The organism is Rhodospirillales bacterium (assembly GCA_020638175.1).
Taxonomy (GTDB): Bacteria; Pseudomonadota; Alphaproteobacteria; order Micavibrionales; family Micavibrionaceae; genus JACKJA01.
In genome coordinates this window covers 1,340,310-1,364,008 of sequence record JACKJA010000002.1, presented here as the reverse complement: position 1 = coordinate 1,364,008, position 23,699 = coordinate 1,340,310, and the positions used below count along the sequence as shown (strand labels likewise).

The 23,699-nt window shown below is 53.4% G+C and carries 26 protein-coding genes; 5 read left to right on the top strand and 21 right to left on the bottom strand.

All coding sequences use genetic code 11. From position 1 onward, the window contains the following. Positions 1-22: 22 nt before the first annotated feature. The 4 genes from fabB to H6868_06635 form a co-directional block, all read right to left on the bottom strand. Positions 23-1,267: a beta-ketoacyl-ACP synthase I gene (fabB, locus tag H6868_06650; GenBank protein MCB9988999.1), complete on the bottom strand. Its 1,245-nt coding sequence runs from the start codon at positions 1,265-1,267 to the stop codon at positions 23-25. Between the two features lie 7 nt (positions 1,268-1,274). Continuing rightward, complete coding sequence (fabA, locus tag H6868_06645; protein MCB9988998.1) at positions 1,275-1,796, bottom strand: 3-hydroxyacyl-[acyl-carrier-protein] dehydratase FabA; 522 nt, start codon at positions 1,794-1,796, stop codon at positions 1,275-1,277. A 55-nt stretch (positions 1,797-1,851) separates the two neighbouring features. Further along, the gene (locus tag H6868_06640) at positions 1,852-2,820 is read right to left on the bottom strand and encodes a hypothetical protein (protein ID MCB9988997.1); all 969 of its coding nucleotides are present in this window, start codon (positions 2,818-2,820) and stop codon (positions 1,852-1,854) included. A gap of 124 nt (positions 2,821-2,944) precedes the next feature. Continuing rightward, positions 2,945-3,451 (bottom strand): hypothetical protein, encoded by a 507-nt coding sequence (locus tag H6868_06635; GenBank protein MCB9988996.1) that lies wholly within the window; start codon positions 3,449-3,451, stop codon positions 2,945-2,947. 75 nt (positions 3,452-3,526) lie between these two features. On the opposite strand from H6868_06635, the gene dusA reads away from it, so the two are divergent. Continuing rightward, complete coding sequence (dusA, locus tag H6868_06630; protein MCB9988995.1) at positions 3,527-4,516, top strand: tRNA dihydrouridine(20/20a) synthase DusA; 990 nt, start codon at positions 3,527-3,529, stop codon at positions 4,514-4,516. On the opposite strand, the gene H6868_06625 is transcribed toward dusA, so the two are convergent. From H6868_06625 to H6868_06595, 7 genes are all read right to left on the bottom strand, one after another. Next, a complete protein-coding gene (locus H6868_06625) occupies positions 4,510-4,905 on the bottom strand; it encodes a DUF59 domain-containing protein (protein ID MCB9988994.1) in 396 nt (131 codons plus the stop codon). The two genes, dusA and H6868_06625, sit on opposite strands and share 7 nt — an antisense overlap. Before the next feature lie 5 nt (positions 4,906-4,910). Next, the gene (locus H6868_06620; protein MCB9988993.1) at positions 4,911-6,158 is read right to left on the bottom strand and encodes a cysteine desulfurase; all 1,248 of its coding nucleotides are present in this window, start codon (positions 6,156-6,158) and stop codon (positions 4,911-4,913) included. After that, positions 6,137-7,348, bottom strand: a complete 1,212-nt coding sequence (sufD, locus tag H6868_06615; GenBank protein ID MCB9988992.1) for a Fe-S cluster assembly protein SufD — start codon at positions 7,346-7,348, stop codon at positions 6,137-6,139. The genes H6868_06620 and sufD overlap by 22 nt, the downstream gene beginning before the upstream one ends. Continuing rightward, the gene (sufC, locus tag H6868_06610) at positions 7,320-8,069 is read right to left on the bottom strand and encodes a Fe-S cluster assembly ATPase SufC (protein MCB9988991.1); all 750 of its coding nucleotides are present in this window, start codon (positions 8,067-8,069) and stop codon (positions 7,320-7,322) included. Before sufC ends, sufD begins: the two co-directional genes overlap by 29 nt. A gap of 19 nt (positions 8,070-8,088) precedes the next feature. Beyond that, a complete protein-coding gene (locus H6868_06605) occupies positions 8,089-8,427 on the bottom strand; it encodes a hypothetical protein (protein MCB9988990.1) in 339 nt (112 codons plus the stop codon). Between the two features lie 117 nt (positions 8,428-8,544). Beyond that, the gene (sufB, locus tag H6868_06600; protein MCB9988989.1) at positions 8,545-9,999 is read right to left on the bottom strand and encodes a Fe-S cluster assembly protein SufB; all 1,455 of its coding nucleotides are present in this window, start codon (positions 9,997-9,999) and stop codon (positions 8,545-8,547) included. Further along, on the bottom strand, positions 9,996-10,409 hold the full coding sequence (locus H6868_06595) for an SUF system Fe-S cluster assembly regulator (GenBank protein MCB9988988.1): 414 nt from the start codon (positions 10,407-10,409) through the stop codon (positions 9,996-9,998). The genes sufB and H6868_06595 overlap by 4 nt, the downstream gene beginning before the upstream one ends. Before the next feature lie 302 nt (positions 10,410-10,711). On the opposite strand from H6868_06595, the gene H6868_06590 reads away from it, so the two are divergent. Both H6868_06590 and mscL read left to right on the top strand, forming a co-directional pair. Next, positions 10,712-11,056 (top strand): hypothetical protein, encoded by a 345-nt coding sequence (locus H6868_06590; GenBank protein MCB9988987.1) that lies wholly within the window; start codon positions 10,712-10,714, stop codon positions 11,054-11,056. A gap of 148 nt (positions 11,057-11,204) precedes the next feature. Further along, positions 11,205-11,621 (top strand): large conductance mechanosensitive channel protein MscL, encoded by a 417-nt coding sequence (gene mscL, locus H6868_06585; GenBank protein ID MCB9988986.1) that lies wholly within the window; start codon positions 11,205-11,207, stop codon positions 11,619-11,621. 49 nt (positions 11,622-11,670) lie between these two features. Here mscL and H6868_06580 read toward each other — a convergent pair whose 3' ends face one another. The 9 genes from H6868_06580 to rpmB all read right to left on the bottom strand — a co-directional run bounded on the left by H6868_06580 (position 11,671) and on the right by rpmB (position 20,020). Further along, on the bottom strand, positions 11,671-13,251 hold the full coding sequence (locus H6868_06580) for a peptide chain release factor 3 (GenBank protein ID MCB9988985.1): 1,581 nt from the start codon (positions 13,249-13,251) through the stop codon (positions 11,671-11,673). A 152-nt stretch (positions 13,252-13,403) separates the two neighbouring features. Beyond that, positions 13,404-14,213, bottom strand: coding sequence for a creatininase family protein (locus H6868_06575; protein ID MCB9988984.1), 810 nt, complete (start codon positions 14,211-14,213; stop codon positions 13,404-13,406). Position 14,214: 1 nt separating this feature from the next. Continuing rightward, complete coding sequence (locus H6868_06570) at positions 14,215-14,556, bottom strand: DUF1491 family protein (protein MCB9988983.1); 342 nt, start codon at positions 14,554-14,556, stop codon at positions 14,215-14,217. 5 nt (positions 14,557-14,561) lie between these two features. After that, a complete protein-coding gene (locus tag H6868_06565; GenBank protein ID MCB9988982.1) occupies positions 14,562-14,966 on the bottom strand; it encodes a transcriptional repressor in 405 nt (134 codons plus the stop codon). 111 nt (positions 14,967-15,077) lie between these two features. Next, positions 15,078-16,631, bottom strand: coding sequence for a PAS domain S-box protein (locus tag H6868_06560; GenBank protein MCB9988981.1), 1,554 nt, complete (start codon positions 16,629-16,631; stop codon positions 15,078-15,080). Positions 16,632-16,704: 73 nt separating this feature from the next. Beyond that, a complete protein-coding gene (gene upp, locus H6868_06555; protein MCB9988980.1) occupies positions 16,705-17,364 on the bottom strand; it encodes a uracil phosphoribosyltransferase in 660 nt (219 codons plus the stop codon). Between the two features lie 65 nt (positions 17,365-17,429). Further along, positions 17,430-18,341, bottom strand: coding sequence for a diguanylate cyclase (locus H6868_06550; GenBank protein MCB9988979.1), 912 nt, complete (start codon positions 18,339-18,341; stop codon positions 17,430-17,432). A gap of 113 nt (positions 18,342-18,454) precedes the next feature. Continuing rightward, a complete protein-coding gene (tgt, locus tag H6868_06545; protein ID MCB9988978.1) occupies positions 18,455-19,705 on the bottom strand; it encodes a tRNA guanosine(34) transglycosylase Tgt in 1,251 nt (416 codons plus the stop codon). Positions 19,706-19,726: 21 nt separating this feature from the next. After that, entirely contained in the window at positions 19,727-20,020 is a 294-nt protein-coding gene (gene rpmB, locus H6868_06540; GenBank protein ID MCB9988977.1) for a 50S ribosomal protein L28, read from the bottom strand. A gap of 147 nt (positions 20,021-20,167) precedes the next feature. Here rpmB and H6868_06535 point away from each other — a divergent pair, with 147 nt between their 5' ends. Further along, entirely contained in the window at positions 20,168-21,049 is an 882-nt protein-coding gene (locus H6868_06535; protein MCB9988976.1) for a nicotinate-nucleotide--dimethylbenzimidazole phosphoribosyltransferase, read from the top strand. 6 nt (positions 21,050-21,055) lie between these two features. Here H6868_06535 and H6868_06530 read toward each other — a convergent pair whose 3' ends face one another. Next, positions 21,056-22,084 (bottom strand): cobalamin biosynthesis protein, encoded by a 1,029-nt coding sequence (locus tag H6868_06530; protein MCB9988975.1) that lies wholly within the window; start codon positions 22,082-22,084, stop codon positions 21,056-21,058. Between the two features lie 156 nt (positions 22,085-22,240). Between H6868_06530 and H6868_06525 the strand changes: the two genes are divergently transcribed. Then, the gene (locus H6868_06525; protein MCB9988974.1) at positions 22,241-23,638 is read left to right on the top strand and encodes a polyhydroxyalkanoate depolymerase; all 1,398 of its coding nucleotides are present in this window, start codon (positions 22,241-22,243) and stop codon (positions 23,636-23,638) included. The last annotated feature ends 61 nt before the right edge of the window (positions 23,639-23,699 follow it).

Genomic DNA, 23,699 nt, shown 5'->3' with positions numbered 1-23,699 from the left:
ATATTGCTTCCGTCATTTTTCTTTACTCTTCAAACTTACTCATGGCCAATGTGCAGTTCGTGCCACCAAAGCCAAAACTGTTGGAAATCACGGTCTGGTGATCGACATTATCGATTCTGGTTTTTGCAACCGGCGCATCGCCCACGGCTTCATCCGGGGTTTCAACGTTGATACTGGGCGCAACAAAGTTATGTTTCATCATCAACAGCGAATAAATCGCTTCCTGTACGCCCGTCGCGCCGAGAGAGTGTCCGGTCATCGACTTGGTTGCACTAATGTGCGGCAGATCTTTGTCCGCGCCGCCGAAAACTTCGCGAATAGCGTTCAGCTCTGTAATATCGCCAACCGGGGTTGATGTGCCGTGGCTGTTGATATAGGTCACCGGGGTTTTGACGGTGGACAGCGCTTGTTTCATGCAACGCACAGCACCCTCGCCGCTCGGCGCCACCATATCGGCCCCGTCGGACGTGGCGCCGTAACCGGTCACTTCGGCATAAATTTTAGCGCCGCGGGCTTTGGCATGTTCCAGTTCCTCCAGAACCAACACACCGCCGCCGCCGGCAATCACAAAACCGTCGCGGTTGGCATCATAGGCGCGGGCCGCTTTTTCCGGTGTATCGTTGTATTTGGACGACATCGCGCCCATGGCATCAAACAAGACAGATAACGTCCAGTCGAGCTCCTCACCGCCACCAGCAAACATCACATCTTGACGGCCAAAACGGATTTGGTCTGCCGCATCACCGATGCAGTGTGCTGACGTCGAACAGGCCGAGGAAATCGTATAGTTCACCCCTTTGATCTGGAAGGCCGTCGCCATATTGGCCGACGTTGTGGAGCACATGCATTTCGGCACGGCAAACGGACCAACACGTTTGGGTGATTTCTCGCGGGCGATGTCGGCTGCCAGAACCTGCGCCCGTGTCGAGGGACCGCCTGAGCCAACGATAACGCCTGTGCGTTCATTTACAACATCGGAAGTCTCAAGCCCTGAATCCGCGATGGCTTGCTCCATGGCAATATAGTTGTATGCCGCGGCATCGCCCATAAAGCGGTAGAATTTCTTGTCGATATGTTCGGATGGATCGATATCCGGCTTGCCGTGAACATGGGAGCGAAAGCCCATTTCCGCATATTCCGGAGAAAAGGTTATCCCTGATTTTCCAGCCTTCAGAGATTCCAGAACCTCGGACACGTTATTCCCGATACAGGACACAATGCCCATGCCGGTCACAACAACCCGGCGCCCTTGCGGTAAGTCACTCATGTGAACCTCACATTGCTCTTGGATTATCGAACAGGCCGACTTTCAGGTCTTTGGCTTCATAAATGACTTCGCCATCAGCAATAACCTGCCCGTCGGCAATCCCCAGAACCAAGCGGCGGTTAATCACGCGTTTGATGTCCAGATGATATTGTACGAGCTTTGTTTCCGGCAAGACCTGGCCGGTGAATTTCAATTCGCCCAGCCCCAGCGCCCGGCCCGATCCCGGCGCGCCGGTCCACCCCAGATAAAAGCCAAGGAGTTGCCAAACGGCATCCAGACCCAGACAGCCCGGCATCACCGGATCGCTTTCAAAGTGGCACTCAAAGAACCAGAGGTCGGGCTTGATATCAAATTCGGCGGTCAGTTCGCCCTTGCCATAGGCACCACCTTCCGCAGAAATGTTCGTAATGCGATCGAACATCAGCATCGGCGGCAAAGGCAGGCGAGCATTTCCGGGGCCAAACAATTCCCCGTGGCCGCAGGAAATAATATCATCGTAGCTATAGCTTGATTTCGGTGTAAAGGTCATAGGCATTTCGGCTGTTAGTGGTTGCATGGCCCCGTTATACGACCATATAACCACCTTAGCAAGAGAGGATCGCGCCTTCTCCACAAACCGTGCGATAGGTATCGGTCATCGCCGCCATCGCCAACGGTTTTGCAATGACCGGCTCCAGATCCGGCTCTTCGCCGCCCGCCGCTACAGCCAGCATACGTCCGGCCGCTTTGGCGCAGGCGACTGACTGGTCCATTAAATTCCCCATCTTCATGACCCGGAAAAATTCCCGGCAAGCCGGCTCCAGCGAGTGAATCAAATCATAGGGCGCGCTGGTCAGGCAATCATTGGCCGCCAAACCAAACCGCCAGTCCGATCCGGCGGGAATCCCCAGACGTGTCGCTTCCTGTGTCATCACATAGGCAACCTGATCGAGTTTATCGGGCAGCGAAGGCACATTGAAAAGCTGGCAGGCATTTTGAGACAAGGCCAGACAACGACCGGCAACCGCGCTCAGTCCGCTGACGCTTTCCGCGAGATTCCAGCCTTCCTTCATCAGTTTCTTTTCAATTACGATGTCGCATAATTCCTGCGCCGCGATTTCATAGCTCAGGCAGCGCGTCGCGCATTCAATATACAAGCGGAAGGTTTCCGCGCGGGACTGGCCGTCCTGCTCCAGACGCAACATAACATTGTGAGTCAGGTTCAAAAGCACATCATGGAATTCGTAGGCGCAATCCAGCCATTCCTCGAACAGCTCCCGCGCCATCATGCGGCCCTGCTCGGTTTCATAGTCGATGATATAAGGCGGCGGCAGCGCTTTTTCGCCCAGCGGCCCTTCGAGAGGACCACAGCCCAGCATATCTTCCAGACGGGCTTTGGTTGCCTCCAGCCCGGCGTCAGGCTCATCAAACAGCAAAAGGGTTTCAATCATAATCCCGGCCAGCAGTTGCAGCAGGCGCATGCCGTCAGTTTCCTCTCCGGCGAGGGATGCTTTGTCCATCAGAATCCGGTATATGTGGCCGGAAAAAGCGGCCTTATCATTAAGAATCGACATGTAAATGCAGCCAGAAGGTTAGTGGCAAAGGGCGGGGTTAGTTATAAAAATAGATATAAAATGGCGGGAAACGGCCTGTGAACCGTCTTGTGGATAAAGTGGCGAACCACCTGTAAGAACTAGATTAATCTAATTCTTCGTCCTCGTAAATGCCCCAAAGCACTTTTTTTTCAATCCAGCCGCGATAACCGCCGACTTCGATCCGGCACCAGTCGGGGATGCATTTTTCAGCAGTTGCGATAACGGTTGGTTCCAGACGAACAATCATACGGGATTCACTTTCAGGCTTATCCCGAACCGGCACGGGATCACCCTCGCCGCGCACCATCACCGTCCGCAGCCCCGACAGCAATGACTGGTGGACCCAGCCTTCTTCGCCGTCATAATCCCGGATCTTACGCCAGTGATCGAATTCCTGAACAATCTCCATCGGCAGGTTTTCCCGGTTGTAAATCCAGCGGATCGGATAGCGCAGCCCCGGTCCCGCCCGCATGTAGACCTTGTCCGAGCGCAGCGACGCAAAGCGCGGCAACGGCAGTTCCGTATCACGGAAGGACGGGGTGTCCTGTGCGCTCACCGGTAATGGCGCACACATAAAAGCGAGCAAAAGAATAAACAGAATCCGTTTCATGGCTTCTTTTTAAACCACGGACGGCCACAAATAAACACGAATTTTCACGGTTTGCTTGTTCACCGGCATGCAGACATGCTAAGAAAGCCGCCGATGAACACATATACTCCGCATATATCCGTCGCCCCGATGCTAGACTGGACGGACAGGCATTGCCGGTATTTTCACCGGCTGATCGCGCCGCATGTCCGGCTGTATACGGAGATGATTACAACGGGCGCTATCCTGCACGGGGATGAAGACCGGCATTTGCGCTTTCATGATAACGAACATCCCATTGCCTTGCAGCTGGGGGGCAGCGATCCGGCGGCCCTCGCCGCCTGCACAAAAATCGCCGATCAGGACTATGGCTACGACGAGATCAACCTGAATTGCGGCTGTCCGTCCGACCGGGTTCAGAACGGTTCGTTCGGGGCATGCCTGATGAACACACCGGACATTGTGGCCCGGTGCGTTGAAGCCATGCGAAATGCTACGGATAAACCTGTTACCGTCAAATGCCGGATAGGCATTGATAATAGCGAAGAATTTTCCTTTTTAAACAATTTTATAGAGGATATTTCTAAAGCTGGATGTGAAATGTTTATCGTGCATGCGCGCAAGGCGTGGCTTCAGGGACTTTCCCCCAAAGAAAACCGTGAAATACCGCCGCTGCGCTATGATATCGTGCAACAGCTCAAAGAGGCGCACCCCGCCTTAACCATCATTTTAAATGGCGGAATCCGGACGCTGGAGGATGCACGGGCGCGCCTCGACGTGTTTGACGGCGTGATGATTGGCCGGGAAGCCTATCAGAATCCGTATTTTCTGGCAGATATTGAGCGGGATTTTTACAGCCACGAATCCCCTGCTCGCGCCGCCATCGCCCGCGCGATGGTGCCTTACATGATCGAACAAGGCGAATTATACGGCACGCCGGTCAAATCCATCACACGACATATGGTCAACCTGTTTCACGGCATTCCCGGCGGACGGCACTGGCGGCAGGTGCTGAGCACGGAAGCGCACAAAGACGGTGTTGATGCCGGCGCCCTCATCGAGACAGCTCTCGAAAAAATTCAATAGAACATATTGAGTTCCATCTTGGCGGTTTCCGCCATGAAGGACGGATCCCAGGGCGGATCCCAGACCAACTCGACATCGACCTGCCCGACACCTTCGACCGGGAACAGCGCGCTCTGGATCATGCCGGGCATTTCCTGCGCCACCGGGCAGCCCGGCGAGGTTAGCGACATTTCCACGGCAATATCGGCCTTACCGTCTTCGGCATCGGTAATTTCAACTTTATAGATCAGCCCCAGTTCATACATGTTGACCGGAATTTCAGGGTCGTAGACTTCCTTCATCGCGGCCACCAGTTTTGGCCACAGCGGATGATCCTTTGGCGCATCCAGTTGGGGGGGCTCGGCCAACTCATCGTATGCAGGATTTTCTGTCGGTTTTTCTTCACTCATCGCGCTCATGCCAGCATTTCTTTCGCTTTATTCAGGCCTGCGACGAGAGAATCAATGTCTGACTCGTTCGAATACAGCGCCAGCGAAGCCCTGATTGTCCCTTCTATACCGTAACGGGCCATCAGCGGCATACAGCAATGGTGCCCCGTCCGCACGGCCACGCCGCATTGGTCGAGGATCATGGCGATATCACTGATATGGGCCCAGTCGGCTGTAAAGGAAAGGATTCCGGCCTTGTACGGTGCCTGCCCATAAAACGTCAGACCGCCTATCGTTTCCAGAGACTCGCGGGCATAATCGTGCAGTTGGGATTCATGGGCCTCGATTAAATCCATGCCAATGGTCTGAACATAGTCAATGGCGGCGCCCAGTCCAATCGCCGCGATGATGGCCGGCGTTCCGGCTTCAAACCGCGCGGGCGGTGCTTTATAGATCGTTTCCTCGAAGGTAACGGTTTCGATCATATCACCACCGCCCTGATAGGGCGGCATCACTTCGAGCAATTCATAGCGCCCCCAGAGCGCGCCAATCCCCGTTGGCCCGTAAAGCTTGTGGCCGGTCATGACGTAAAAATCACAGCCCAGCTCCGGAATATCGACAGCCCGGTGAACAACGGCCTGCGATCCGTCCGCCAACACTTTAATTTCTGGATTAAATTTCTTTGCTATTTTATTGATTTCTTTAATATTATTTACAGTTCCTAGTGCGTTTGAAACATGCGTTACCGTCACCAGCCGCGTTTTGTCGGATAAGAGCTTTTGATAGGCCGGCACGTCCAGCGTCCCGTCATCAAGAACAGGAATAACCTTGATAACAATCCCGATCTGGTCGCGCAAAAGCTGCCACGGCACGATATTGGCGTGGTGCTCCATCTCGCTCAGGATAATCTCATCCCCGGCTTTCAGGAAAGTGCGCCCCCAGCTCTGCGCCACCAGATTGATGGCTTCCGTCGCATTGCGGGTAAAGACAATTTCGCGCTCGTTTTCAACATTGAACAATCCCGCGACCTTTTTGCGGGCGCGCTCAAACTCATAAGTCATGACTTGAGAAAAGTTATATAACCCCCTGTGAATATTTGAATAATACGATTCCATTGCGTCGCGCATCGTATCAATCACGATATGAGGTTTCTGGGCGCTGGCGGCGCTGTCGAGATAAACAAGCGGCTTGCCGTTCATCTCCTGCGTCAACACCGGGAAGTCAGCCCGATGCCGCAACACGTCCCATTTTGTTATATCTTCCGGTTGAGCCATTTATCTACCTTTTCCAGTAATTCACTTCTGAGACATTCCGGAGAGAGGTCTTCCAGAACCTCGCCAACAAAGGCCTCGACCAGCATAGAGCGTGCCTGCGCCTGTGGGATTCCGCGGCTACGCGCATAGAACAGCGCTTCTTCGTCAAGCTGTCCGGTGGTTGCGCCGTGAGAGCATTTCACGTCGTCGGCGTAAATCTCCAGTTCCGGCTTTGTATCCATTTCGGCGGCTTCCGCCATCAAGATCGCGTTGGAAAGCTGCTGCGCGTCGGTTCCATCCGCGCCTTTGGCCACATGAACCTTGCCCTGGAACACCGAGCGGGCGCGATCATCTATCACAGAGCGGACAAACTGCTGCGAGCGGCCATTCGGCGCATTGTGATTAATCGTCACAGTCTGGTCGGCGAGCTGCGCGCCCTGCACCAGATGCACGGCGGCAAATTTCGCCTGCGCGCCCGGCGCGTTCAGATCAACCTGGAGCTGGAACCGGGACAGCGCCGCGCCGGTCACGAAATTCAGGGCTTCGTAAGTCCCGCCATCCGCAACGCGCACATGCGTGTTCTGGGTGTAAACGGAGTCTATCGCGTTTTCCTGTATACGAATATGGCGGAGCTTCGCCCCCGGTCCGACCATGATCTGGGTCAGGCGGTTATTCCAGTAACGCCCCTCGCCCGTGTGATGTTCGATGATCGTCAGCTCCGATCCTTCACCGAGGCGGAAAGCCGTCCGCGGCACAAAGAACGCGCCGTCATGGCCGTCAATCGTGATATGGATCGGGTTATCGTGCCGTTCGCCGGGCTTCACGTCGATCATCAGGCCGTCGCGGATATAGGCATTACACAGATCCCACAGCGGTTTTTCGCTGACCGGGTCTTCGGTTTGCAGGGCGATCAGCCATTGCGGCGTCTCCCCGGCATATACATCGGAGAGTTTCCGGATCAGATTGTCCGGATCGACATACGTCACATCAGCGGCGGACAGCGTCGCGCCATAATTACCGACCAGCGGCAGAATGTTGGTGTATTTCCAGCGCTCCATTTTCGGGGTTGGCAGTCCCGCTTTCGCAAAGCGCTCCGCCCCGTGACGGCGCAAATCCTGCAGCCAGTCCGGCGCCGGGTTTTCTCTCAGGAACGATTCATGACCGGCCAGCGGTCCCCAATCATCAGGCAGCACTTTCAACGAACTCCGCATAACCTTTTTCTTCCAGTTGCAGGGCCAGTTCCGGCCCGCCGGTTTTCACAATGCGCCCGCCCGCCAGAACATGCACGACGTCCGGCTTGATGTAATCGAGAAGGCGCTGGTAATGGGTAATCACAAGGAACGAGCGGTCCGCCGCGCGCAGGGCGTTAACCCCGTCGGCCACGACCTTCAGCGCGTCGATATCAAGGCCGCTGTCGGTTTCATCGAGGATCGCGAATTTCGGTTCCAGAAGCGCCATTTGCAGGACTTCGGCGCGTTTTTTCTCGCCGCCGGAAAAACCGACATTCACCGCGCGATTGAGCATTTCATCAACCACGCCGAGTTCCTTTTGTTTGGCCTTGAACAGCTTGAGCATCTCAAGCGCGTCAAGCTCGCCTTCACCCCGTGCCTTGCGCTGGGCGTTGATCGCGGTTTTCAGGAACTGTTTCAGCGTCACGCCGGGGATTTCGACCGGGTACTGGAACGCGAGGAAAACGCCAAGAGCCGCGCGCTCTTCCGGATCAAGGCCCAGAAGGTCGGCACCGTTGAACATCGCGGTGCCTTGCGTGATTTCGTAGCCGTCACGGCCCGCCAGCGCGTAAGACAGCGTGCTTTTCCCGGAGCCGTTCGGCCCCATAATGGCATGGACCTCGCCGTCATTGATTTCCAGATCAATGCCCTTGAGAATGTCCGTGCCGTTAATCGCGGCGTGCAGGTTGTTAATTTTGATCATTTAAATTTTATGTCCTTAGCTAAATATCTATCGCTTCTTTACACACATCCTGCCCTAGCAAAAAATCATAATTGCAATTTCTTAGGCATGTTCCTTCATAAAATTCTCCCATACCTTCCGCTTTATAACCTGTAACACGACGACATTCTTCAAAAGATGAAAATGTTCCAATGTGAAGAGGATTGTTTCCCTTATAATAGACTACGCCCACCCATTCTTCCTTGATGCACCCAGAAATCAGCAAAGTTAGAAACATTAACACCGTCATTGCGAGGAGGCCGACAGGCCGACGCGGCAATCCAGATTCTGGATTGCTTCGCTGTGCTCGCAATGACGATGCAATGTTAATTTTGATCATCCAAAAAATTCCCTACCCCTAAAGCAATCAAGATAACACATATAAAAATAATCGCCGCCCAACGTGCCTTTTTATCTGTCGTCACAATGGCCAGAAACTCTCCAAAACCGTACCACATCACCCCACACTCCCTTCCAGGCTAATCCCCACCAGTTTTTGCGCTTCGATGGCGAATTCCATGGGGAGGTGTTGCATAACTTCGCTGCAAAACCCGTTGACGATCAGGGCGACGGCTTCTTCCTCTGTGATGCCGCGCTGGCGGCAATAAAAGAGCTGGTCGTCAGAAATCCGGCTGGTGGTGGCTTCGTGCTCGCACCGGGCTTTCGGGTTTTTACTCTCGATATAGGGCACCGTATGCGCGCCGCATTCCTTGCCGATCAGCAGGCTGTCGCACTGGGTGTAATTGCGCGCACCGTCCGCCGCGGGCATCATTTTGACAAGGCCGCGATAGGTCTGGTCCGAGCGCCCGGCGCTGATCCCTTTCGAGATAATCCGGCTCTTGGTATTCTTGCCGATATGGATCATTTTGGTGCCGGTATCGGCCTGCTGGCGATTATTGGTGATGGCGACCGAGTAGAATTCGCCCTGTGAGTCATCGCCTTTGAGAATGCAGGACGGGTATTTCCACGTGATGGCGCTGCCGGTTTCGACCTGCGTCCATGAGATTTTTGAGCGCGCGCCTTCACACAGGCCGCGTTTGGTCACGAAGTTATAAATCCCGCCTTTGCCCTCTTCATCACCGGGATACCAGTTCTGGACGGTCGAGTATTTGATCTCCGCATCCTCATGGGCAATCAGCTCGACGACGGCGGCGTGAAGCTGGCGCGTATCACGCATCGGGGCGGTGCAGCCCTCCAGATACGACACGTACGCGCCTTTGTCGGCGATAATCAGTGTGCGTTCAAACTGGCCCGTGTTCAGTTCATTGATCCGGAAATAGGTCGACAGCTCCATCGGGCAACGCACCCCCGGTGGCACATAGACGAACGATCCGTCGGTGAATACGGCTGAGTTCAGGCAGGCATGTTTGTTGTCGGCATACGGGACGACGGTGCCAAGATATTTCTTTACAAGGTCGGGATGATTTTCAACAGCTTCACTGATCGAGCAAAAAATAACCCCGGCCTTGGCCAGTGTTTCCTTGAACGTGGTACCGACGGAAACGCTATCGAACACCATATCGACGGCGACGCCCGCGAGGACTTCCTGCTCCCGCACCGGGATGCCGAGTTTTTCATAGGTTTCGAGCAGTTTCGGGTCGACTTCATCGAGAGATTGGGGCCGGTTTTCCATGGATTTGGGCGCGGAATAATAATAGTAGTCCTGATAGTCTATATCCGGGAAATCAACATGCGCCCATCGCGGCTCCGGCATTTTTTGCCAGCGCTCGTACGCCTTTAGCCGCCAGTCGAGCAGCCATCGCGGCTCTTTTTTCTTGGCGCTGATAAAACGGATAATGTCTTCGGACAGGCCTTTGGGTGCCTTATCCGATTCCACATCCGTGACAAACCCGGCCTCATAGGTGCCGAGCGCTGCGACCTGAGATTCGATTGTTTGGTTTTGTTCGTTCATTGATTGTCTTTTAATATCTCGGCCAGTGTCATTTGCCCCAGCGTATCTGTGATGGCCGCGTTCACCGCTTGCCACCCTTTTTTCGCCGGACAGTTGTCCGACAAGCTGCAACAGTCCTCGTTTTCAGCATCGGAGCACGCCGTGATCGTCACCGGTCCTTCGATCGCCGTTATAACATCAGTGACAGCGATCTCTTCGGGCGCGCGCTCCAGAATATAGCCACCATTGACCCCGCGCACGGATTTAACCAGATCCTCTTTTGCCATGATTTTTAAAAGCTTGGCAACCGTCGGGTCAGGAACGCCCGATTTTTGCGCCAGATACCCAGCCGAGAGCCGTGTGTTCGGATTCTTTGCCATCTCATAAAGGACAAGGATGGCGTAATCCGTCAATTTGGAAATTTTTATCACATCCCGCTCCTTATCTCTCGGACGATCTTATCTTCAACACCTTGCATACGTTTTATGTTCTTATATAAACACAAAAGAGAACTCAACCGGTACTATTTTATAATTATCCCGTTATATTTTTTCTCTCTGTTGAAAATAGAAAAATATTTTCTTTTTTTAAGATAGATAGGCATACCAGTGACACTTGCGGGAAATCAACCTTGTTCCAGACAAAATTAACGATATATCAAGGTTTATAATAAATAATTTGCGTGAGGCCATAGAATCCTATATATTATGGCAAACTTAATTAGAGGCTTATTATGGACGAATATATTTCCGTTAGGACAGAACTGGGGCAAACTTTTAATGGCGGAGCCAAAGAGCCCTATCTTACCCAAGAACAAAGAGAGTTGCTGGATATAGCGACGCAGGAGCGCGTTGCTGCCGAGCAACAGCTCTTTGAGGCTGTCGGTATGGATGCTGATGTATCTCATGCCGCTGCCCTATTGCGTGATGCAGCGAAGGAATTGGCGGCTGCGCGCGGTGATATACAGGGCGGTATTGTACTTACAGAGCCTAAGGATTACGCCATTGATGATGGGCGCAAGATAGTGGATAAACCAGCGCCGCGCTTAGGTGCCCCTTTCCCGGCGGCTCATGCATAAAAAACATAACATTCGCAAACAAGCCACCTATGCAGGTGGCTTTTTTTATTGTCTAATTTCAGATTATAATGATGAATCAATTCCATATTGATTGATCTTCATTTTTATTTTATTCTCCTGCAGCTTAAAAATATGCAGGAGATTTATTATGTTCAATGAATTCAAACAATTTATTGCCCGCGGCAACGTGATCGACATGGCTGTCGGTATTATCATGGGCGCGGCCTTCACCACGATCGTTAAATCCATGGTCGATGATGTTTTGATGCCGATCATCGGCGTTTTCACCGGTGGAATGGATTTCTCCGCCCTGTACCTGAACCTGTCTGGTGGCGAATACGCTAGCTTGGCTGCCGCTCAAGAAGCTGGCGCCGCCACAATTAACTACGGTCTATTCATTAATGCCGTGATTAATTTCCTGATTGTCGCGTTCGTGATTTTCATTCTGGTTAAAAACGTGAACCGCCTGAAAAAAGCCGAAGAAGAAGCACCGAAAGAGCCGCCAGCTCCGCCGGCCGATGTTCTTCTCCTGACCGAGATCCGCGATCTTCTGGCCAAGAAATAAGAATACACAACTATCGAATAGCAAAGGCGGGATGATCTCCCGCCTTTTTTTATTTCGTCGCCGTAAAGCGAATAGCTTTTTGCTTGTCTTCGGCGTCCTGCAGATGCCAGGCATTACGGGCGAGGAAAACTGGATCGCCATCATGGTCATAGGCGATGGCGCTGCGGTTGGCATCAATAAAGGCCTTAAGCACTTTATGATCGTCGGCGGCCAGCCAACGCGCCGTGTAAAGCGCCGCCTGTTCGAATTTTACCGGGATTTCGTATTCCGTGCGAATGCGGTCGGCCAGCACATCGAACTGCAGCGGCCCCACCACCCCAACGATCCAGCCGGACTCCATCAACGGCTTGAAAACACGGGCGGCGCCCTCTTCCGCGAGTTGCGTCAAAGCCGCATCCAGATGCTTGGCCTTCATCGGATCATCGGCGCGGCAACGCTGCAGATATTCCGGTGCAAAGGACGGAATGCCGGCAAAATGCAGGTTTTCATTGCTTTCGACCAGCGCATCGCCAATCCGCAAATTGCCGTGGTTCGGCAAGCCGAGAATATCGCCGGGATAGGCTTCCTCCGCTGTTTCCCGGTCCTGCGCCAGAAACATCTGCGGGTTATGCATGGTTAGAATTTTTCCGGAACGGACGTGCTTTAACTTCATCCCTTTTTTGAACTTTCCACTGCAAATCCTTGTAAAAGCTATACGATCCCTGTGTTTAGGATCCATGTTCGCCTGAATTTTAAAGATAAAGCCCGTTACTTTCGGCTCCCCCGGATCAATCATGCGCTCTTCGGCCTTTTGCGGCTGCGGCGGCGGTGCAAAAGTGCCAATGCCCTGCAGCAACTCGTTTACGCCAAAATTATTGACGGCGCTCCCGAAATAAACCGGGGTCAGGTGTCCCTCCATGTATGATTGCCGGTCGAACGGCTTGCACAGGCCGCGGACCATTTCGACATCCTCCCGCAATTTCTCAACCTGATGCGCGGGCAGCAGCTCATCCAGCTTCGGGTCATCGAGGCCGGAGCACTGCACGCCTTCGGTAATTTCCTCGCCTTTCGAGCGTTCAAACAAGATTAGCTGGTCGTTCAGCAGGTCATAGCAGCCTTTGAAATCGCGGCCCATGCCGATCGGCCAACTGGCCGGCGTGACATCCAGCGCCAGCTTTTGTTCGATCTCGTCCAGCAAATCGAAGGGATCCTGACCATCGCGGTCCATTTTGTTGATGAAGGTGATAATCGGCATATCGCGCAGACGGCAAACCTCGAACAGTTTCAGGGTTTGCGTCTCGATCCCCTTGGCGCAGTCGATCACCATGACGGCGCTGTCGACGGCCGTCAGGGTTCGATAGGTATCTTCGGAAAAATCCTCGTGCCCCGGCGTATCAAGCAGGTTATAGGTCTTGCCGCCGTTTTCAAAGGTCATAACGGCAGAAGCCACGGATATCCCCCGCTCTTGCTCGACCTTCATCCAGTCCGAGCGCGCCCGGCGGCGTTCCCCTCTGGCCTTGACCATTCCGGCCATCTGGATCGCGCCCCCGAACAACAGCAGTTTTTCGGTCAGGGTCGTCTTCCCCGCATCCGGGTGCGAGATAATCGCAAAGGTGCGACGGTTGGATATTTGTGTCTGTAAATCGCTCATGGGCTGTTTTCTAACGTTTTACCGACAAATAATCTATAAAAATATTGTTTCTACAATTAACGTAACCTAAAAGAATCTAAGCAATCAGGGTTCAGAGAAACGGAAGCTCTACCAATTATGACGCATGAGGGTCGTGTTTTAACACCCTACAATCAGCCTGACGTGATTTCCCCTATTTCGCTAGCCATCGGGTAACGGGAAACATCCTTTAACAGCCCCAAAAACCCTTGCGCCGCATGCTCGATTATGCGCGCGCCCTTTTCTGGATTTGCAATGCTGGCATCTCCCGTCGGACCTTTACGGTTCAAATCTCCCGCTTTCCAGTAAAAGCGGCCGGGCTGCTCTGAATTGAAAAAAGCATATTTTTTTTCTTTCTCCGCGACAGAAGTAAAATTTTCAAACTGATCCGGTTTGACGATATCGGGATAGGCGCTCATCATCATTGCTGTTTCAATCGCGCCGCCGTGCAGGCCGTATTTCTCTTCTTCCCGGCTATATGTATTAGCCGGCAAACCGTACTCGAACCAGCTTACCCCGACAACCATCATCCCCAACCGTACATTCAGGCCGCGCCCTACAATATCCATAGCTGCCGTATTGCCGCCGTGTGAATTGAAGAACACAAGCTTCTTAATGCCGGCGCGGTGAACAGATTCCCCGATCTCGTCCCAGACCCGCATGGCCGTTTCAGCGCTCAGACTTAAGGTTCCCGGGTAATCTTCATGTTCCGTGCTTTTACCAACCGGCTGACCGGGCAAGATCGTGACAGGCAGATTGTCCGGCATGATATCCACGACCTTGTTCAGGATGGCCTGCCCCAACATATAATCTACGCCGACCGGCAAATGCGGGCCGTGTTGTTCGGTGGCGGCAATCGGCAGCACCGCGACAGTTTCTTCATTCACGCAAGCGCGGAAATCTTCGGTGGTCATATCCTGCCAGAACGTTTTCACCTGTCGCATGTTAAACCTCTTTCCCCTCTAGCGGATTATTCATTTCGCGGTCCTCGATTTCAATCACCCATAAATCCGGATCGCGATCGACCGCGCGGGCAATATAGGCGTCTGCCGCGCGCTCTTCAACCAAATCCTGGGGCAAGGCGTTCGTCCAGCCCATTTCTTCCGTATCCCAATCACGCTCCTGGGCCAACAAGCGGCATTGCCCCGCCAGACCGTTCAGTTTCAGGAGAACAAGACCGGAATTACGTTCCCCGCGGCGCTGTATGTAATAAAATATCCCGCGGCCATTTAGCATACGGAGCTGGGCGTCCAGCCACAATTCTGTCGGGAGACGATTGTCGGCCATATCTGTTATTTTTTGATCTTGCGGGCGTACAGTTCCAGCCGGTGATCCACCAGTTCAAAGCCCATTTCGTTGGCAATTTTCTCCTTGAGCGTTTCCAGATCATCACTGTGAAATTCAAGAATATCGCCGGTTTCCAGATCAATCAGGTGATCGTGGTGTTCGGTATTTAGCTCATAGCGCGCATAATTCTTGCCAAATTCGTGGCGGACGACGATCCCCAGCTCATCGAGCAAATTCATCGTCCGGTAAACGGTGGCCATGCTAATTGAGGAATCTTCGGCCTTGGCGCGGTCATAAACCGTTTCGACGGAAGGATGGTCTTCGGCCTCTCCCAGCACTTTCAGGATGGTTTTTCGCTGGCCTGTCATTTTCAGGCCCGCATCGGCGCATATCTGTTCTAATGCGGTCATGACCGCCTCCTCTTCCTGGAAGGAAACATTAAAGCAGACACATTAATGCCGTTCACGACAAGACGCAAGGCATGCAAAAAAATAACTATTCATGAGAAAGGAAGGAAATCCTTAACGAGCGGTCTGATACCGCACACGGTCCGCCGGGAGTTTGACAACAACCGTTGTGCCCCTGCCTTCATCGGACTGGAGATCGAGAGTCCCGCCGTGTAACTCCACCATGGCCTTTGACAACGGCAGCCCCAGACCGGTTCCCTGCAGGCCGCTGGATATCACGGGTTTATTGACCTGCGAAAACGGCTCCATCGCATCCTTGATTTTCTCTGGCGGAATCCCGATGCCCGTATCGGCGACGACCAGCTCCATTTCGCCCCGCGCCGTCAAAAAGGCGCGAATTGTGACTTTGCCCCCCGGACGAGAAAATTTGATGGCGTTCCCCGCCAGATTAATCAGAACCTGCCGGACCAGCCGCGGGTCGGCATAGAGCGGCGGCAGATCCTCCATAATATCACCGTTGATTTCCAGCCCGCCGCTGAAAGCCCGTGACGCCATCATACGGACGACGGAATCTATCAGTTGCCCGACATTGAATATTTCTTCATCCAGTTCGACGCGGCCGGCTTCGATTTTCGACATATCCAGCACTTCGTTGATAATCTCCAGCAGGTGCCGGGCGCTCAGATGCACATCGCCTAGATATTCCTTGTATTTCTCGTTCCCCAGCGGGCCGAACGTTTCATTCATGATAATTTCCGAGAAGCCGATAATAGCGTTCAGTGGCGTCCGCAATTCGTGGCTCATATTGGCCAGAAAGGTCGATTTGGCCTGATTGGCGGCATCGGCCTGTTCCTTGGCCAGCCGCAAGGAGTGCTCCATTTGTTTACGCAAGGTGATGTCCATGATCGTCGTCACTTGAAACCGGCGGGCGTGACTTAGATCAATCGCCGCCGTGGTAAAAAGGGCGTTGGCGACATTTCCGTCTTTACGCGAAAGTTTCATTTCGCCGGAGGCGCGGATACCGCTGCGGATAAATTCTTCATGCTGCAAACGGGAACGTTCCCGTTCTTCCGGCGCGATAAAATCGGTAAAAGAGTGACCGATTAATTCATCCCTGCCCCAGCCATAGATCCTGACAAAACTGTCATTGACCCGGACGATCCTTTGATTGCCGTCCGTAACGACGATTCCGACTTCACTGACATCAAAAACAGATGTCAGCAGCGATATCGCATCGTCACGTTCACGTTCGATACTGGTGCCGGTCTGGTCGGCTGGATAGGCCGTCATGTCGATAAACTGTACCGAACCGTCCGTACAAAAACGGGGAATGGCATAAAAACCGCCAATACCGTTGGCGGCCCCCGGCAAGTTAATTAATTCCATTGATACCGGTTTTTTTTGCTCCAGTATTTTCTGGATAGAGTTTCGGAAGGAGCCAAGAGATTCCGGGTCCAGCAATTCCATCAATGTCTTGCCAATGATGTTGCCGCGTTCCTGTTTAAAATAGGCCAGCGCCGCGTTATTGCATTCAACGACTTTCATGCATGATTTTTCATCATCACACGTCAGGAAAAAACGCGGAAACGGCATTTCGAAAAACAGTGCTTTGTAGTCCAGATTCTCGTCCTTGCTCACAGCCCTTGCGCCCCCGATTGACAAGTCCATTTCCCACGTTACAGCACAAAGATTAGCCAGAGATTAATGTATTATATCAATAACATTGGCGTCATCCGGCGCCTTAAGGCACCGCTTTGGTTCCGAATAGCCGATCCCCGGCATCGCCCAGTCCCGGCACAATATAAGCATGATCGTTCAAATGGCTGTCCAATGCCGCTACATATACCGGCACCTGCGGATAGGATTCCTGAAGGACTTTAACGCCCTCCGGGGCGGCAACCAGCGCCATAAAACGAATTTTTTGCGGGTCAACCCCGTGACGGATCATCAAATCCAGCGCATATTTCGCCGAGTGTCCCGTCGCCAGCATCGGATCGACCAGAATGAATATTCTCCCCGCCGGGTCCGGCAGACGCACCAGATATTCAACAGGCTCCTTGGTTTCTTCATCCCGGTACAGGCCAATATGCCCGATCCGCGCCGCCGGCATTAGCTCCTCCAGCCCTTCGGCCATCCCCAGACCCGCCCGTAAGATAGGAACGATCACCGGCTTTTTTCCTTTGATGATGGGGGCTTCCATCGGTTCGAGCGGCGTTTCGATTTCTTTGGTCGTCATCGGCAGGGCTTTTGTCAACTCATAGCCCATCAGCAAAGAAATTTCCTTTAGCAGGGTTTTGAACAGGAACTTGTTACAGCCCACATCCCGCATCAAGCTGAGCTTGTGCAAAATCAGGGGGTGGTCAGCAACATAAAGATTGGAAAACTCGGGATGTTGTTTCATACGGTTTTATTCTCCTCCGCCTTGTACGCCGGAATCTTATCGGAGGTTAGAAATAAAGGAAAGGGCTAATCTGAACCCTTGATATAGCGTTGGAGCGGGCTTTGCTCCAGATACTCCAGAGACATGTTACCGTCGCTTTTGTAGCGGTCGAGATCGCCCCGCATATTGGCGATAACCGTTTCCGGCAAATCACCGGGAACCGGCGCCGCCACACAGTAAGACATCGTTAGCTGATATTCGTAATCGCCTTCCTTGATGACGATTTTTTCCTGTTCGATGAATTTACGCAGCCTTTCAACCGCGGCTGCGCCGCCCTTGGTTTCCGTTTGTTTCAGGCTCATGATGAATTCACCGTCCGCCAGACGATAGGCATCATCAAAGGTCCGCATGCATCGTTTAATCAGAGTTGCCAGTGTTTGCGTAATTTCATCTTTTCGCGCTTTATCAACGAGCTTGTTAATGCGTTCAAGATGGTCGACACGCGCCAAAGCCAAACAAAACGGTTTACCGTGACGGGCCAGACGTTCCATCTCCCGTTCAAGGTCGCTCATCATCACGGCTTCGGTCCGCAGCCCGGTCAGGGTATCCATACCGCTGTCAATCTGGGCCATATCGTGTTCCAGACGGCGGATATGGGTTACAAAGCTTTCATACAGGTTGGTGAACTGGTCAAACGAGGAGCGGGTCGGCAACGGCGCACCGGGAACGGCCTTGCCCAGAAGCCCCTCGGCAGCCTGCACCATTTCCGTGTGGATTTTGCGCAGGCTGTAAAACACGTCTTTTTCCACGGCTTCGGAATTCCCGCGAACTTCCTCAAGCCACGCGATAAAACTATGCGGCAAAACAGGCCGGTCCTGTTCACTATTCGATTCCGGATACATAATCGCCCGCACAACACTGGTGTACCATTCCGCGTAATCGTCCAGAACGGGAAGCAGTGTCTGCAAATGACCTTCGGATCCGTAGGATAAAGCCATATAATTCGCCCCTCGAAACTTTATATAAGAATATTCTTAAACATTCCCTATCCTCTATAAAATACAGGATAAAATTGTCCGATTGGTTAATAAAACGAAGAAAAAAGAAAAATTTATTCCGGAAGCCATTCGCGCTCCAGCGCATCCAGCGTTCCGTCCTTGATGGCCTGCCGGACTTCGCGCATCAGGCGATTGATTACGGCGACGTTATGCTGGGCCATGATCTGCATCCCCAGCATTTCCTGGGCCTTGAACAAATGATGGATGTAGGCTTTGGAGTAATCACGAGACGCCGGGATATCCAGCGTCGGGTCAAGCGGTTCAGGATCATCTTTGTACTTCGTATTGATGATGTTGATCCGCTCGCCCGGATGACCTTTCATCAGGGCCATGCCATGACGGGCAATCCGGGTCGGCATCACGCAATCGAATGTATCAATGCCGCGGCGTACGAACATAAAGACGTCGCGAATCCGGCCAATCCCCAGAAAATGCACCGGGCGATCCGGATGTATATAGGGTACGCAGGCCTCAACCGTGGCAATCATTTCCTCATCGCTGCCGCCGAGGCATCCGCCAATCGCCGTGCCGAAGAATGGCCGGTCGGCTGTGTATTCGGTGCTGATTTTACGAAGGTCTTCGTAGACGCCGCCCTGAATGATCCCGTACACGCCTTGTTTCCCTTCATGGGTGCGCTCAAACTGTCTCAGGCAGCGATCCCCCCAGCGCATGGAACGCTCCATGGATTTGGCGGTATAATCCTTGGTCACATGATAGGGTGTGCATTCGTCGAACTGGTAAACAAGGTCTGCGCCGATTTTACGCTGAAGCTCCATCGAGCTTTCCGGGGTCAGCCACATCTTGCTGCCGTCCCGATAGTTGCGGAAAGCCACGCCGTCTTCGGTAATTTTCAGCAGGCTTTTACGCTCGCCTTTGCCTTTGTTCCGGCCCTTGATTTCATCGGCGCAGGAGCCATGCCCCATGGAAAACACCTGAAACCCGCCGGAATCGGTCATCATCGGGCCGTCCCAGCGATTAAACTCATGCAGGCCGCCCATTTTGTCGATCAGGTCTGCACCCGGCTGAATCATCAAATGATAGGTATTGCCCAGAATAATATCGGTGCCGGCTTCACGCATCTGTATCGGCGACAGGTTCTTAATCGCGCCCTTGGTGCCGCAGAAAATATAATTGGGGGTTTCAATCGTTCCGTGCGGGGTTTTAAGGCGCCCTACCCGCGCTTTGCTGTCTTTCGCGCGGTGCGTGATATCAAAGCCAAAATTCGGGTATTCCAGATTTGCGGGGGGATCCACACAAATTAAGGGCGCCGCAGCGGGTTTTTGCTTTTTCCGTGGGCGCCCCATAATGACAGATATATCGCTGATTTAGGCTTGCTTCGCAGCCATAGCTTTTTCGACTTGCGCCTTATACGGACGCAGGGCCGGGTCCAGCTTGGTAACCGCCGTCTCCATCAAATAAGCATCCAGACCGCCTTTATGCTCGATCGTGCGCAGACCGGCAGTCGTCACTTTCAGAGAAATCTTACGACCCAGCGCTTCGCTGAAAATCGTTGTGTCCTGCACATTCGGCAGGAATTTACGGCGGGTTTTGTTTTGCGCGTGGGATACATTGTTCCCGGACATCACGCCTTTACCAGTAACCATACAACGGCGGCTCATTGTTCTAATCCTTACGTTTGCTAGCAATCGTCTCAAAAATTCCAAAAATCAGGTCCGGACAATAGTCGAAGACCACCATAAAAGTCAAGCATTGCTTTTACGCTTTTTCGTATTTAGTGTCTGCGCATAACCAATAACGAGAAAACCATGACCGATCAAGTGCTGCCACTGGAAGAAATCAAGGCGTTAATCGCAAAAATCGAGCCGCTCCCCAAACGTGGCAAGGGAAAAGACATTCCGCCGGCGCTGGCATGGCTGCAACGCAGCCAACAAAAATGCACCGCACGGCTTAACCACCCCCGCACGGCGCTGTTTTGCGGCCATCACGGTTTTGCCTTTGATGATGAAACGGCAAAACAGGACGCGCAGGCCTATCTGGCCGGTTGTCAGGACGGAAACAGCAAGCTCCATGATCTTTGCCAGTTTGCCAATGCCGATCTGCGGCTTTACGAAATGAACCTGACGACGCCGACGGCCGATGCCTTTCAGGAAAGCGCCATGAGTGACGATGCCATGGTCACAGCCATGGCCTACGGCATGATGATGACTGAAAAAGGACCGGATTTACTGGCCGCCGGAGCTTTCGGCGCCGGGACGAACAAAGCGGCTGCGGCTGTTCTGGCCCTGATCGCCGGGCAAAATGACGATCTGGCTGCTGCCGTGCGCGCCCGGACGAACAATCAAACCCTGACGGCGCTGGAAGCCTTGCGTGAAGCCGGCGGTTTTGAAATCGCGGCGCTGACCGGGATGATTCTGGCGGCGCGGCTGGCTTCGGTTCCTGTTTTGCTGGATAGCCTTGCCGGGCTCGCGGCGCTGGCGGCGCTGGCCGAGGGAAAACCGGAGATCGCCGATCATTGCGCCTTTTGCGGTACGGCGCCGGATAACCTGATGTCCTGGGTTTTGCAAAACACCAGTCTGACGGTCCTGCCGCCGATACCGGGCAACAATGAACCGGGGGTCGCCGCCGCGCTGCAGATCCCGCAGCTCAAAGCCCTGACTTTATTGCAAGTTAACAAGCACGCCGCCTAGGGCGGATCACCCCAGACGCCCGGCAACAATCATGGCCCCGACCAAGGCCGAAAGAAACAGCACGTGCGCCATCAGGCTCAGGTAGAGCGCCCGCCGCAAATGCCCCTTTTCCAGCTGCGCCGTCGCGCCTTCAGGACCGACCCACGTGCGCTTGATCTTATGCCCGTCGATATCCTGCACGGCGCCGCCCAGAGACACATTCAGGGCATAGGCCATCGCCGTCACCGGTAAGCCGCCCTCCGCATACGGAGCTTTGGCCTTGCCATGTAAAAGCGCCAGCAACGCACGGCTCATCCCGCCAGTCGGAGTCAACAGCCCGGCCAGCGCCATTAATATCCCCGCCAGCACATGCGGCACAAACCCCATCAGTTTCTCCAATGCCAGCGCTACCTTGCCAAACCCGCGGCAGGAACCGTCCCGTCCAAAACGCCAGACGACAGCCGTAAGGGCGCTATAAATAAAGGCACCCGGCAGCCCGGCAATCAGATACCAGATCACAGGAGCAACGATCCCCTTGTCAAAGCTGCGGGCGGCGAGTCCCATTCCCGTGCGGGTGATGCCGTAATCATCGCTGACGGCCAGATTGACGCGCGATGAGCGGGCGATGGCATAGTATGCGCCCTGCCCGGTTTTACCGTCGCGCATCGCGAAATAGAGCTTTAACAGGGCAAACCAGACCGTCCCCGATGTCAAAAGAAGGGATAGAATCAAAATCTCCGTAAAGCCGTAGAGCGGCATTTCTGCCGTTATACGCTGCGCGAGATAGCCAAACATATAAGCGATTTGCAGAGCAAAATAGACAAACAGAACGCCGCGAAACAGCAGATCAACGGCCTTGCGGTGCAAACGATCCAGCTTGCCGCCGATCCAGCCGGTCAGCAGATCATTGACCTGCCAGTAAAGCGGTTGTGCGCTCCCGCCCCGCGGACCGGTAACCAGCCCGACAATCCCGGTCAATACGATAGCACTCAGAGCCGTCAGAAAACGGCCCGGATCCAGCAAGTTGTCGTGAATGTCCGATAAAAATTCAAGCATCATAAATAGTTATATCTGTTTATTGCGATCGCTGCTATCATAATACAGCGCTTTTTCACAGAAGCTGAAAAAATTTGCTGCAGCGCGACAAAATTAACTTTTTTGCGCTATTATTATAGGATAAGACAGTACGATCAGACAAAGGACAGGTTTACCGTGCTTTACCATTTCTACGATTTGCAACATGCGCTCCTGACCCCGGCCCGCTTATCGGCGGAGGCCGCCCGCATGGTTTACCAGCATCCGCTCAACCCCCTGTCCTACACACAGGCCGGACGCACCTTCGCTGCCGGGGCCGAATTATTCGAACGTGTTACCCGCCGTTTCGGCGCTCCGAATTTCGATCTTCCCAGCACCACGATTGACGGCAAAAAAGTCGCTATTGTCGAGGAAGACGTCCTGAAAAAACCGTTTTGCAACCTTTTGCATTTCAAACGCAAAACCAAGCGCAAGGATCCCAAGGTTCTGGTCGTCGCCCCGATGTCCGGGCATTATGCGACGCTGCTGCGCGGCACGGTCGAAGCTTTGCTGCCGCATCATGACGTTTATATTACTGACTGGCTGGACACGCGTCAGGTTCCTTTACGGGAAGGCCGGTTTAATCTGGATGATTATATCGCCTATCTTATCGAATTTCTGGAATTTCTGGGACCGCCGACCCATGTCATCGCCGTTTGCCAGCCCGCTGTGCCGGTTTTTGCCGCGGCGGCTGTTATGGAAGCCCAAAACATGCAAAATGCGCCGCGAACCATGACCCTGATGGGCGGGCCGATTGATCCGCGCGTCTCAAAGACGCAAGTTACCGAGTTGGCCGAACAGCGCCCGCTGAGCTGGTTCGAGAATACCGTGGTTACCGAGGTTCCTTTTTATTATCCCGGTGCTTACCGCAATGTTTATCCGGGTTTTATCCAGCTTGGCGGATTTATGTCGATGAATCTCGACCGCCATGTCGGATCGCATATGCAGTTTTACCATCACCTGGTCAACGGCGACGGCGAATCCGCAGAATCACACCGCAAGTTTTATAATGAATATTTATCCGTCATGGATATCAGTGCAGATTTTTACCTGCAGACCGTCGAAACCGTGTTCCAGAAACATGCCCTGCCGAAAGGGGAAATGTACTGGCGCGATCCGGCGACAGGCCGCCGGGTGAATGTCGATCCAAAGAAAATCACAAAAACCGCCATGCTGACGATTGAAGGCGAGCTGGATGATATTTCGGCACACGGCCAGACAACGGCGGCACACGACCTGACGAAAAACCTGTCGGCGAACCGGCAATATCACCATTTCCAGATGCATGTCGGACATTACGGGATTTTCAACGGTAGCCGCTGGCGTACGCAAATTATGCCGCGCATTCGTCATATGGCCCGGCGCTTTGACAAGGGATGCGACCCGGTTCCCGATAAGGATCTGGCGGCCAACCCCGACAAACGGCCCGCGCAATGGAACAAATCCGTCCATGGCATTGATGCCGTCCGCGCCCGCCTGCGTAAACAGGCTGAGCTGGAAGGCCGCATCGACGATATTTTGCAGGCGCACGAATAAAAAACACAACTTACCATAAAAAATAATTGCCTTGCTTTACCAAGTAACGCTAAGAAGGCGT

Coding starts and splice junctions, on each gene's coding strand:
- H6868_06550 (MCB9988979.1), bottom strand. CDS start 18,341: ATGGCTTTATCCTACGGATCCGAAGGTCATTTGCAGACACTGCTTCCC.
- H6868_06530 (MCB9988975.1), bottom strand. CDS start 22,084: ATGCTTGAATTTTTATCGGACATTCACGACAACTTGCTGGATCCGGGC.
- upp (MCB9988980.1), bottom strand. CDS start 17,364: ATGAAACAACATCCCGAGTTTTCCAATCTTTATGTTGCTGACCACCCC.
- H6868_06625 (MCB9988994.1), bottom strand. CDS start 4,905: ATGAGTGAAGAAAAACCGACAGAAAATCCTGCATACGATGAGTTGGCC.
- tgt (MCB9988978.1), bottom strand. CDS start 19,705: ATGGGGCGCCCACGGAAAAAGCAAAAACCCGCTGCGGCGCCCTTAATT.
- mscL (MCB9988986.1), top strand. CDS start 11,205: ATGTTCAATGAATTCAAACAATTTATTGCCCGCGGCAACGTGATCGAC.
- rpmB (MCB9988977.1), bottom strand. CDS start 20,020: ATGAGCCGCCGTTGTATGGTTACTGGTAAAGGCGTGATGTCCGGGAAC.
- H6868_06620 (MCB9988993.1), bottom strand. CDS start 6,158: ATGGCTCAACCGGAAGATATAACAAAATGGGACGTGTTGCGGCATCGG.
- sufB (MCB9988989.1), bottom strand. CDS start 9,999: ATGAACGAACAAAACCAAACAATCGAATCTCAGGTCGCAGCGCTCGGC.
- H6868_06535 (MCB9988976.1), top strand. CDS start 20,168: ATGACCGATCAAGTGCTGCCACTGGAAGAAATCAAGGCGTTAATCGCA.
- sufC (MCB9988991.1), bottom strand. CDS start 8,069: ATGATCAAAATTAACAACCTGCACGCCGCGATTAACGGCACGGACATT.
- sufD (MCB9988992.1), bottom strand. CDS start 7,348: ATGCGGAGTTCGTTGAAAGTGCTGCCTGATGATTGGGGACCGCTGGCC.
- H6868_06640 (MCB9988997.1), bottom strand. CDS start 2,820: ATGTCGATTCTTAATGATAAGGCCGCTTTTTCCGGCCACATATACCGG.
- H6868_06590 (MCB9988987.1), top strand. CDS start 10,712: ATGGACGAATATATTTCCGTTAGGACAGAACTGGGGCAAACTTTTAAT.
- H6868_06560 (MCB9988981.1), bottom strand. CDS start 16,631: ATGGACTTGTCAATCGGGGGCGCAAGGGCTGTGAGCAAGGACGAGAAT.
- H6868_06635 (MCB9988996.1), bottom strand. CDS start 3,451: ATGAAACGGATTCTGTTTATTCTTTTGCTCGCTTTTATGTGTGCGCCA.
- fabA (MCB9988998.1), bottom strand. CDS start 1,796: ATGACCTTTACACCGAAATCAAGCTATAGCTACGATGATATTATTTCC.
- H6868_06570 (MCB9988983.1), bottom strand. CDS start 14,556: ATGGCCGACAATCGTCTCCCGACAGAATTGTGGCTGGACGCCCAGCTC.
- dusA (MCB9988995.1), top strand. CDS start 3,527: ATGCTAAGAAAGCCGCCGATGAACACATATACTCCGCATATATCCGTC.
- H6868_06565 (MCB9988982.1), bottom strand. CDS start 14,966: ATGACCGCATTAGAACAGATATGCGCCGATGCGGGCCTGAAAATGACA.
- H6868_06580 (MCB9988985.1), bottom strand. CDS start 13,251: ATGAGCGATTTACAGACACAAATATCCAACCGTCGCACCTTTGCGATT.
- H6868_06605 (MCB9988990.1), bottom strand. CDS start 8,427: ATGATCAAAATTAACATTGCATCGTCATTGCGAGCACAGCGAAGCAAT.
- H6868_06575 (MCB9988984.1), bottom strand. CDS start 14,213: ATGCGACAGGTGAAAACGTTCTGGCAGGATATGACCACCGAAGATTTC.
- fabB (MCB9988999.1), bottom strand. CDS start 1,267: ATGAGTGACTTACCGCAAGGGCGCCGGGTTGTTGTGACCGGCATGGGC.